Here is a 9775-nt window from a genome sequence, read left to right on the forward strand (position 1 = left end):
GGGCGGGACGGCGGCTGGGCGGGGGGCACGGTCACCTTCACTTCACCGCGCCGGCGGTCAGGCCGGAGCGCCGGAAGCGCTGCAGGCAGAGCCGCAGGTCCCAAAGCACTCAGTTCCCCCACAGGGCCACTCGGGCTGCACTGAGTGTCATACGACTCCTACGGGTGCTACGTTCCCCTCCATGAGCTCCACCAGCGCGGCCCCGGCCGCGAAGCCGCCGATGCGGGAGGCCCTCGTCGCGGCGGCCTTCCAGCTCTTTCTGGAACGCGGATACGAGCAGACGACCGTGGACGACATCGTGGCCCTGGCCGGGGTCGGCCGGCGTTCGTTCTTCCGTTACTTCCCCTCCAAGGAGGACGTGGTCTTCCCCGACCACGAGCGCTGCCTGGCCGACATGACCGCCTTCCTCGCCGCGAGCGACAAGGAGCACGAACCGGTGCGGCGGGCGTGCGACGCGGCCCGGCTGGTGCTGGGGATGTACGCGGAGAACCCGTCGTTCTCCGTGCAGCGCTACCGCCTCACCAAGCAGGTGCCAGGCCTGCGGGCCTACGAGCTGTCGGTGGTGTGGCGCTACGAGCGCGCGCTCGCCGAGTATCTGCGCGGGCGGTTCACGGGCCGGCCCGACGGGACACTGCGGGCCGACGTCATCGCGGCCGCGGTCGTCGCGGCGCACAACAACGCCCTGCGCTCCTGGCTGCGTTCGGACGGCCTGGGCGACGCGGGCGCGGCGGTGGACCACGCGCTCGGGTATGTGCAGAAGACGTTCGGGCGCGCCGCCGAGCCCGCGCGGGCGCCCGTCTTCATCAGCCCGGCGCCGGAGGGGTATCCGGACGACGTGGTGGTGCTGGTGTCCCGTCGGGACGCACCACTGTGGCGGGTGGTGCAGGAGCTGGAGACGGCGCTGGGCCGCGCATGAGGGTCTCCGGTCATGAGTCATTGGTACCCCGGATCTTGAAATAGGGGTACGGAGTGCCTTTACGAGTGACACTCAGTGCCATACCCTGTCGGCGTGCACGGTGGCACGGCCGCCGGGCACGTGTGTGCCCGGTGCGCGCCGGGCACACGGGATTCCGGCCGAGCGCAGGGAGTTGACCAGCGTGTACCACTACTCAGCAAACGCCTCGCATCCGGCGGCCGGCTCCGCGGGGGCAGGTGTTCTCGACTCCAGCCCTGCGGACTCCAAGGACGCCATCACCTTCCAGCGGTGCACTTGGTGCGGCACCGCGATGTACCACCGGCTGCTGTGTCCGGTGTGCCAGGGCAGCGAGCTGCGCACCGAGCGCAGCGAGGGCGTCGGGGCGGTGCGGCACTCCACCGTGGTGCACCGCAACACACCGGCGGCGCGCAATGTCTCGCTGATAGAGATGGCCGAGGGGTTCGTCGTACGCGGCCGGGTCATGGGCCCGCCGGTCGGCATCCACAGCGGCGACCGGGTCCGGCTGTCCACCGCCCAGGATCCGGTGCGGGGCGAGCCGGTCTTCCAGCTGCTGGACGAGCAGTACCGGAGCGCCTGGACCTGACGCCACCCGGCGGCCGAGCCGGGCGCCGGGCCCGCACCATCCCCCCACCGGCGCCGCGACAGAGGCCGTCACCGGCTCAGCAGCACATACCGTCACCGGGACCGGCCGCGTCCACCCGGTTCCGGGTGGCCCTCACTCCGCGAGGGTCACCCGGATCCCGACCGTGCCGTCCAGGCCGCGCCGCAGCCGGCTGCCCAGGAGGGTGAGGCGGCCGAGGATGCCGTACTTGCGGGTGATGAGGTCGCGATAGCGGGCGGTGGTGGCGCCGTCGGCGATCTCCGCGATGGCCGGCAGCTGCTCGCCGGTGGGGTTGCCGCGCAGGTCGCAGGGGCCGACGAGGACGTCGGGGCGGCGCCGGATCCGCTTGACCTTGAAGCTGTCGGCGGCCGTCCAGACCCCGAGCGTGGCACCGTCGCGGACCACCCACACCGGGGTGGCGACCGGGGTGCCGTTCGTGCGGTAGCTGGTCACCAGCAGGTACTTGCCGGAGCCGAGCCGGTCCAGGAGCGTGTCGTCCATGCCCGGCAGTCTAGGAGCCGGTCCGCTCGGAAGACCGGCAAGGTCAGGGGGCCGGATGTGCCGAGGGCGGCGAGGCGCTGGAAGGACCGGATGCCGGGGACGCGAGGCGGAGATCAACTCGGGCGTCTAGATTGCGTCTTGAACGGTGTATCACTCTCGTCAGGCATCCAGCCGTCCAGGCATCTCATCCGTACCCAGGAGCTGACCCACGTGACCGACAACCCGGCAGCCACCGACGACGTGGCCGTGTCGCTGCGCGCCCGCATCAACACCGGCCAGCCGCACACCGCCCGGATCTGGAACTACTGGCTCGGCGGCAAGGACCACTACGAGGTCGACCGCGAGGCCGGCGACCAGATCCGCCGGCTGCACCCCGGTATCGGGGAGTACGCGCGCGCCGACCGGCTGTTCCTCGGCCGCGCGGTGCGTCATCTGGTCGGCCAGGTGGGCATCCGGCAGTTCCTGGACATCGGCACCGGGCTGCCCACCGCCGACAACACGCACGAGGTCGCCCAGCGCATCGCCCCGGACTCACGGGTCGTGTACGTCGACAACGACCCGCTGGTCCTCGCGCACGCGCGTGCCCTGCTGACGAGCACGCCGGAGGGCCGTACCGACTATCTCGACGAGGACCTGCGCAACGTCGACGCGATCCTCGAACACGCGGCGGGGACGCTGGACTTCAGCGAGCCGGTGGCACTGATGCTGCTCGGCGTGGTCATCTTCATCGGCGACGACGAGGACCCGTACGGCCTGGTACGGCGATTGACCGACCGGCTGCCGGCAGGCAGCCACCTGGTGCTGTCGCACACCGTCACCCATCCGTCGATGCCGGACGTGGACGAGGCGGTGAAGTTCTGGAACGAGCACGGCACCCCGAAGCTGACCCAGCGCACGCCCGAGGCCGTGGCCCGGTTCTTCGACGGCCTCGACCTGCTGGAGCCGGGCGTGGTGTCCTGCTCGCGCTGGCGCCCGGAACACGACCACGGTGCCGAGCCGGAGGAGGTCGCGATGTTCGGCGGGGTGGCCCGAAAGAGCTGAGCGGCCCCGGCCGGCATCGCCGCTGCCGTTGAACGCAGCGGCCCTGGGCCGCGTATGGAGGTGCGGGCCCTCGACGACCCGAGGGTCTCGCGCCGCCGGCACGGGCGGTGCGCGTTCGGTTCGGCTTCGGGAGCCCTGCATGCGGCACGCACGACGACGGATCGTCAGGCGGGTGACACGCCTGGCGGCGGTCGGCGGACTCCTCCTGGGCGGCGCGATGGTCACCCAGGCGGCCATGGCGAGCGAGACACCTCCCGCCGCCAGAACGCTCGCCGCGTCCGAGGGCACCGGGGGCACCGGCGCCGCGCTGGTGGCGCGGCTCGGCACGGCACGGACGGCGGGCGACTGGATCGGCGCCGACGGGCGGCCGGTCGTGGCGGTCACCGACGAGGCGGCGGCGCGGGAGGTACGGAGCGCGGGGGCCGAGGCGAAGGTCGTGTCACACAGCATGAACGAGCTCAAGTCGGCCACGGCCGCGCTGCGTTCGGCGCCGCGCGTGGCGGGCACCGCGTGGGCGGTGGACTACCGGACCAACCGGGTCGTGGTGAGTGCGGACAGCACGGTGTCCGCCGGCGACTGGTCCCGGATGAGCCAAGTCGCCGCGAGGATCGGCGGCTTCGTGCGGATGGAGCACGCGAAGGGCACGTTCACCACACGACTGAACGGCGCGCAGCCGATCCTGTCGACGGGCGGCCGCTGCTCGGCGGGGTTCAACGTGACGAACGGGCAGAGCGACTTCATTCTCACGGCCGGTCACTGCGGGCCCGCGGGATCCACCTGGTTCGCCGGCAATCAGGGCAACCAGCAGCTCGGCCGGACGGTGAGCAGCACCTTCCCCGGTAACGACTTCTCACTCGTGCAGTACGCGAGCGGCAAGGCCGGTGACGGCGCGGACGTCGTCGCGATCGGCGGCGGCAACGGGGTACGGATCACGGGGACCGCCGACGCTTCGGTGGGGCAGCGGGTGTTCCGCAGCGGCAGCACCAGCGGCCTGCACGACGGCCAGGTCACCGCACTGAACGCGACCGTCAATTACCCGGAGGGGACGGTCACCGGACTCATTCAGACCAACGTGTGCGCCGAACCGGGCGACAGCGGCGGGCCGCTGTTCTCCGACGGGATCGCGCTCGGTGTGACCTCGGGCGGCAGCGGTGACTGCAGGGCGGGCGGTACGACGTTCTTCCAGCCGGTGACGAGGGCGCTGGCGGCGCTGAACGTCAAGCTCATCGTGTCGGCGCAGACCGCCGGCGGTGCCACCCGCGGCGCCTCTCCGGCACCGTCGGCCTCGACCGCACAGGGCGCCGTCGCCCCGAACGCGGCCTCGCCGGGTTCCTCGGCACCGGTGACGGGGGTATCGGGGCAGACGCTGCTGGCGCGGCTGACGGACGCCCGGAACGTCGGTCCGGGGCTGCTGGTCATCGCGGGCAGCCTGATCGCGCTCGTCGCGACCCGCTATATCCGGGCCGAACAGGACCGCAAGGCCTATCAGCGGTACTACTCGGCGACCTGGGGCTGACGCGAGGGACAGGTGAGCGGCGGCGCCCGCTGGAAACGCTGTGCAAAGGGCACCCGTGCTCACGGGTGCCCTGGACGATACGGTGACGCTACGGCGAGGTCCGCGCGAGGTCGGTCAGGCCGCCCGCTGCGACGGCGGTGTCGCGGCGGCCCACTCCATCACGAGGCGCTGGTACTGCGCGCGCTGGTCGGTGGTCAGTGTCCCGCCCGACCGGCGCCACAGGGCTCTGATCTCCTCGTTGACCTCCGCGGCCGATCGCGCTGAGCGATCGGGGGCGGCTTCAACAGTGGTGGACATGTTGTGAAGCATATGCTGATCAAGGTGAAGGCGCTGTGAGTAAGTACACTCGATGCGGACATTTCAGACCGTGTTGCTCATCACGTCGCCGTGTCAAGGGGCGGACGGGAGTTCACACCTGGCCCTCACCCTGAGCCCTCACCCCGGCCCCTCACCCCTTGCCCTCACCCCGGACCTTCACCCAGCACGAGCACCTGGATCGCCAACACGGCGGCGCCGCGCGCCCAGTCGTGGAAGTCGGACACCTTCGTCTCCAGGTCGACCGGGTCGGCGTGCGGATGCCGGTGGGCGCGGATGGTCTCGTGGACCGTGTTCCCGGCCACATCCATCAGGCCGACGCCCTCTCCGGCGAGCAGGATCCGCTGCGGCATCGCGAAGTTGGCGATCTGCGCGACCAGGGTGCCGAGGGCCCGGGCGGCCTCGCCGACGACCCTGGCGGACATGGGTTCGCCCGCGGCGGCACCGGCGAGGATCTCCTCGTAGGGGGTGTCACGGCCGGTGGCGGCGCGGATCTGGTACTCGATGCTGGGGATGGTGAGCAAGGACACAGCGCTGCCGCGCTCTCCGGTGGGGGTGAGCGGGCCGTGGGGGTCGATGATCCAGTGCCGGCCGAAGCCGCGGCCGTCCTCGGTGAACGGCACGCGTCTGCCGCCGAGCACCAGCCCGTACCCGATGCCGGCGCCGACGGTCAGGACGGCGAAGCGGTCGAGTCCGCGGCCCGCGCCGAACCACGTCTCGGCCTCGACCAGGGCGGCCACATCGTTCTCCACGACGACCGGCAGCCCGGTGCGCTCCCTCACCAGTGCGGCGAGCGGCACGTCCCGCCAGCCGAGGAACGGCGACTCGGCGACCACTGCACGCTCGCGCACCAGACCGCCCGCACCGATGCCGATACCGGCCGGAGCGGGGCGGCCCTCGGCCAGGACCGCGGCCATCTCCGCGAGCAGTGCGGCCACGGCGTCCGGATCATGCGTGGTGAGCGGCCGGTCGAGCCGGCCGGTGACCTCGCTGCGCAGCGTGGTGACGACGCCGTAGACCATGTCAGCGGTGATCTTGAAGCCGAGGAAGCAGCGGGCGTCGGCCACGACCCCGAGCGGCCGCGAGGGCCGGCCCTGACGCGCCTGGGCCGCACCGGTCGCCTCGGGGGCCTCGACGAGCAGCCCAGACTCGATCAGCGGCTTGGTCAGCCGGGTGAGACTGCCCTGTGAGAGCCCGAGGCGCCGGGCCAGCTCGGTGCGGGACAGCGGCCCGTGCACGAGCACCTCGATCGCCACGGAGCGCTCGGCGGGGCTCAGCGGCAGCCAGCTGGTCATGAGTCCTGACCCCTCGCTTTCTTCTGACTCAGAAGTAACCGGTCTCACCCTACTGTGGGTCGTGCGCGCCGCAGAAGCTTCCGCTCATCCCTTGACGGCACGTTTCTTTCGCACCAAAAGTAATCGGCATGACCTTCTCTCTCGGTATCGTCGGCGCCGGCCAGTTCTCCGGTCAGTTCGCCGCGCTGTTCCAGGCTCATCCCGGCGTCCGTGACGTGTATGTCACCGACCTGCTGCCGGAGCGGGCCGCGCGGCTCGCCGCCGCGCAGGGTCTCGCCGGTACCTTCCCGTCGTACGAGGCCATGCTGGAGTCGACGGCGGTCGACGCGGTCGCGGTCTTCACCCAGCGCTGGACGCACGGCCCGCTGGTCCTCAAGGGCCTCGGCGCGGGCAAGCACATCTACTCCGCCGTCCCCATGGCGATCACCACCGACGAGATCTCCGCGATCATCGAGGCGGTACGGGCGACCGGGCTGACGTACATGATGGGTGAGACCAGCCAGTACAACCCGGCGACCGTGCACGCCCGCAACCAGATCGCCGAGGGTGCCTTCGGCCGGCTCTTCTACGCCGAGGGCGACTACGTCCACGACATGGACCTCGGCTTCTACGAGGCGTACCAGTACAGCGGCGGCGAGAACTGGAAGGCGACCGCCAGCTATCCCCCGCTGCTGTACCCGACGCATGCGGTGGGCGGGGTGCTCGGGGCCTGGCGGACGCATGCGGTGAGCGTGTCGGCGATCGGCGTGCGGGACGATCGCGGCGACGGCGTTTTCGATCGTTCGGTCAGCCAGTTCGACAACGACGTGTCCAATGCGACCGCGCTGTTCGAGGTCGCGGGCGGTGGATCGTTCCGTACGAACGAGTTCCGGCGGGTCGGCTACCCCTCGCACATCCGTGAGTCCCGGTTCCGGTTCTTCGGTACGGAGGCCAGCATGGAGCAGCTGGCGACGGTGGCGCTGTGGCAGGACAAGAGCGGGGTGAAGGACATCAGCGAGCTGCTGGAGCCCAAGCCGACCCTCGCCCCGGACGATCCGTCCCTGGCGCACATCGCCCCGGAGCTGCGGGCGGCCTTCACCTCGGGTTCGGCGCCGGTGCACGACCGGGCGCGGCTGCCGCGGGAGTTCGACCACCTCCACAACGGCCACGAGGGCAGCCATCACTTCCTGGTCGACGACTTCGTCACCGCGGTCAACACGCATGCGCTGCCCTCGGTGAACGCGTGGGTGGCCGCCCGGTACACCCTGCCGGGCATCATCGCGCACGAGTCCGCGCGGCAGGGGGGCATCCGACTGCGGATCCCCGACTTCGGGGACGCGCCGCAGGGGTGACAGTCCGGGCGGCGACGGCTCAGGTGCCGCTCAGGTGCCCGGCTTGCGGCCGTAGACGAAGACGTCGTCGCCCGTCTTCAGCAGTGCCCAGTACGTCTTGGCGTCCTTGGTGGTCATGTTGACGCAGCCGTGCGAGCCCGGCGGGTTCCACATGCTCAGGCCCACCGAGTGGAAGGCCTGGCCGCCGTCGAAGAACTGGCTGTAGGGCATCGGCACGTTGTAGACGGTCGAGACGTGGTGGAGGTCCCGCCAGTAGATCTTCTTCAGGCCGGTGCGGGTCGCGAACCCCGTGCGGCCGGTGCGCACGGGCACCGGCCCGTAGACGAGCTTCTTGCCGTCCTGGATCCAGCTGAGCTGGAGCGTGAGGTTCACGCAGGCGATCCGGCCCTTGTTCACCGGGCAGGCGCCGTCCTTGTTGGGGTTCTTCCCTACGGCCTTCTGCTTGTTCATCAGGTCCATCACACCCCAGGTGACGGATCCGGCGTAGCCGATGTCGGGAGTGATGCCGTGTTTGTCCTGGAATGCCTTGATGGCCTGGCAGTCGGCGGCGGACTGCTTGCCGTCGACCGGCCGGCCGAGGAACTTCTCCACCTGCTTCTGGTAGGGCCCGGCCTGTGTGGTGCAGCTCGCGGCCTGGGCCGGTGCCGCCGTGAGGGCGCGCGTGAGCGGCGCCACGAGTCCCGTGACGCCCAGCGCGACGACACCCCGTCTGCGTATCTCCCCCATGTGCAACCTCTTCTCCCCTTGTCGCCCAGGGCCTGCCCCGGGTACTCCCTGCGCGATTCCCGCGAACTCGGACTACTAGACCTGCACGGGATGGCGGGGGTTGTGCTTTCCGGTCAGGCTGTGACGAAACGGTGAACCTCGTCACCGCGCAGCCGGCCGGCGGGGAGTCTGCGGCCGTAAGCGATCAGCAGAAGGTCCTGGCCAGGGCCGTACAGGGGCGTGCCCGAGCCGAAGGACCAGTCGAGGTCGTCGGCGCACAGCCGGACGCCGGTGAGGTCGGTGCCGAAGACACGGAAGGCGCGCGGATCGATGGCGTCGAGGAGGATCCGCAGCCGGTCCTCGGGCACCTCTCGGTCCAGGCCGAGGGCGACGGTTACGTCCAGGCCGTGCACGACGTCGTGGCCGAGGGCAGCGGCGAGGCCGCCGATCGGGGGCGTCCAGGGGTGGTGGGCGTGGGTGCGCAGGAAGGCGGCGAGTGCGGCGTCCGTATGGGCGGCCGCGTCACGGCGGGCGAGCCGGTCGGTCATGCGGTGCAGGCTGCCGCGGGCCTTGACCAGCTCCCTCAGCACCCGCGGGGTCGGATAGCGGAACCCCATCGACATGTGCGCCACGACCTCCCGCACCCGCCAGCCCGCGCACAGGCTGGGCGCGTCCCACTGGGCGGGCGTCAACGCCTCGAAAAAGTCGGCCAGTTCACGTCGTTCGGCGGCGATGACGGCGGCCGTGGTGGCCCTGTCTACGGCGGTGTGCGCTGCTTTCCCCATGCGTCCAGGGTGTTGGGCCGGTGACCGGAAGTCCAAGACATGATCCGTCTCCCATCTAGCATCGCTGGTTATGGAGTTGAGGCAGCTGCGGTACTTCGTGACGGTGGTGGAGGAGGCCGGGTTCACCCGGGCTGCCGAGCGATTGCATCTGGCCCAGCCCGGGCTGAGCGCGCAGATACGGCAGCTGGAGCGGGAGGTGGGGCAGCCGCTGCTGGACCGGTCGGGCCGTTCGGTGCGGCCGACGGAGGTGGGCGAGGCCGTGCTGCCGTACGCGCGTGCCGCGCTCGCGGCCGTCGACGGGGTGCGGCAGACGGTGGAGGAGTACACGGGTCTGCTGCGCGGCCGGGTCGCGGTCGGGCTCGTCCCCGGCACCCTCGCGCACGCCTTCGACGTGGCGGGGCAGCTGGCGGACTTCCACGACGCGCATCCCCGAGTGGAGGTCACCCTCACCGAGGACACCTCGGACCGGATGCTGGCCGCGCTGCGCCGGGGCGAGCTGGACCTCGCGGTGATCGGCGTCGCTCAGGAGGCGCCGCCACCGGGGATCGCTCTGCACGTGGTGATCGACGAGCCGCTGGTGGCGGCGGCCGTCCCCGGGCATCCGCTGCTCCTCGCGTACGACGGCGCGGATGCCGTTCCGCCGACGGCCCTGCGCGGGCACCCGCTGATCAGCCTGCCGCACGGGACCGGGATGCGGGGTGTCCTGGAACGGCTGTGTGCCGAGGCCGGCTTCCGCCCGCACATCGCG

General features: G+C 71.2%; 11 protein-coding genes. 6 read left to right on the top strand and 5 right to left on the bottom strand.

Annotated features, from left to right (window positions below; all coding sequences use genetic code 11):
- Positions 1–181: 181 nt before the first annotated feature.
- On the top strand, positions 182–916 hold the full coding sequence (locus M878_RS53975) for a TetR family transcriptional regulator (RefSeq protein ID WP_037730059.1): 735 nt from the start codon (positions 182–184) through the stop codon (positions 914–916).
- Positions 917–1097: 181 nt separating this feature from the next.
- Complete coding sequence (locus M878_RS53980; RefSeq protein WP_023544808.1) at positions 1098–1520, top strand: Zn-ribbon domain-containing OB-fold protein; 423 nt, start codon at positions 1098–1100, stop codon at positions 1518–1520.
- A 132-nt stretch (positions 1521–1652) separates the two neighbouring features.
- Here the strand turns inward: M878_RS53980 and M878_RS53985 are convergent, their stop codons facing one another.
- Complete coding sequence (locus M878_RS53985; protein ID WP_023544809.1) at positions 1653–2039, bottom strand: PPOX class F420-dependent oxidoreductase; 387 nt, start codon at positions 2037–2039, stop codon at positions 1653–1655.
- Positions 2040–2249: 210 nt separating this feature from the next.
- On the opposite strand from M878_RS53985, the gene M878_RS53990 reads away from it, so the two are divergent.
- Together M878_RS53990 and M878_RS53995 are read left to right on the top strand one after the other, a co-directional pair.
- Positions 2250–3080 carry an SAM-dependent methyltransferase gene (locus M878_RS53990; protein WP_023544810.1) on the top strand — a complete coding sequence of 277 codons (831 nt, stop codon included), beginning with the start codon at positions 2250–2252 and terminating at the stop codon, positions 3078–3080.
- Between the two features lie 139 nt (positions 3081–3219).
- Positions 3220–4596, top strand: a complete 1377-nt coding sequence (locus M878_RS53995; RefSeq protein WP_031224006.1) for a S1 family peptidase — start codon at positions 3220–3222, stop codon at positions 4594–4596.
- A gap of 114 nt (positions 4597–4710) precedes the next feature.
- On the opposite strand, the gene M878_RS54000 is transcribed toward M878_RS53995, so the two are convergent.
- On the bottom strand, positions 4711–4905 hold the full coding sequence (locus M878_RS54000; RefSeq protein WP_023544812.1) for a hypothetical protein: 195 nt from the start codon (positions 4903–4905) through the stop codon (positions 4711–4713).
- A 152-nt stretch (positions 4906–5057) separates the two neighbouring features.
- A complete protein-coding gene (locus M878_RS54005; protein WP_023544813.1) occupies positions 5058–6206 on the bottom strand; it encodes an ROK family transcriptional regulator in 1149 nt (382 codons plus the stop codon).
- A 128-nt stretch (positions 6207–6334) separates the two neighbouring features.
- On the opposite strand from M878_RS54005, the gene M878_RS54010 reads away from it, so the two are divergent.
- Complete coding sequence (locus M878_RS54010; RefSeq protein WP_023544814.1) at positions 6335–7537, top strand: Gfo/Idh/MocA family protein; 1203 nt, start codon at positions 6335–6337, stop codon at positions 7535–7537.
- Positions 7538–7567: 30 nt separating this feature from the next.
- Here M878_RS54010 and M878_RS54015 read toward each other — a convergent pair whose 3' ends face one another.
- Together M878_RS54015 and M878_RS54020 are read right to left on the bottom strand one after the other, a co-directional pair.
- On the bottom strand, positions 7568–8263 hold the full coding sequence (locus M878_RS54015; RefSeq protein ID WP_023544815.1) for a L,D-transpeptidase family protein: 696 nt from the start codon (positions 8261–8263) through the stop codon (positions 7568–7570).
- 113 nt (positions 8264–8376) lie between these two features.
- Complete coding sequence (locus M878_RS54020; RefSeq protein ID WP_023544816.1) at positions 8377–9027, bottom strand: maleylpyruvate isomerase family mycothiol-dependent enzyme; 651 nt, start codon at positions 9025–9027, stop codon at positions 8377–8379.
- Between the two features lie 70 nt (positions 9028–9097).
- Here M878_RS54020 and M878_RS54025 point away from each other — a divergent pair.
- The coding region (locus M878_RS54025; RefSeq protein WP_023544817.1) for a LysR family transcriptional regulator at positions 9098–9775 on the top strand (678 nt) is incomplete at its 3' end.

The organism is Streptomyces roseochromogenus subsp. oscitans DS 12.976, assembly GCF_000497445.1.
Classification (GTDB): Bacteria; Actinomycetota; Actinomycetes; order Streptomycetales; family Streptomycetaceae; genus Streptomyces; species Streptomyces oscitans.

What these genes read in the sequence shown, in the direction of transcription:
- M878_RS54015 (WP_023544815.1), bottom strand. Translation starts at nt 8,263, where the DNA reads ATGGGGGAGATACGCAGACGGGGTGTCGTCGCGCTGGGCGTCACGGGA.
- M878_RS54000 (WP_023544812.1), bottom strand. Translation starts at nt 4,905, where the DNA reads ATGCTTCACAACATGTCCACCACTGTTGAAGCCGCCCCCGATCGCTCA.
- M878_RS53975 (WP_037730059.1), top strand. Translation starts at nt 182, where the DNA reads ATGAGCTCCACCAGCGCGGCCCCGGCCGCGAAGCCGCCGATGCGGGAG.
- M878_RS53995 (WP_031224006.1), top strand. Translation starts at nt 3,220, where the DNA reads ATGCGGCACGCACGACGACGGATCGTCAGGCGGGTGACACGCCTGGCG.
- M878_RS54005 (WP_023544813.1), bottom strand. Translation starts at nt 6,206, where the DNA reads ATGACCAGCTGGCTGCCGCTGAGCCCCGCCGAGCGCTCCGTGGCGATC.
- M878_RS53985 (WP_023544809.1), bottom strand. Translation starts at nt 2,039, where the DNA reads ATGGACGACACGCTCCTGGACCGGCTCGGCTCCGGCAAGTACCTGCTG.
- M878_RS54020 (WP_023544816.1), bottom strand. Translation starts at nt 9,027, where the DNA reads ATGGGGAAAGCAGCGCACACCGCCGTAGACAGGGCCACCACGGCCGCC.
- M878_RS54010 (WP_023544814.1), top strand. Translation starts at nt 6,335, where the DNA reads ATGACCTTCTCTCTCGGTATCGTCGGCGCCGGCCAGTTCTCCGGTCAG.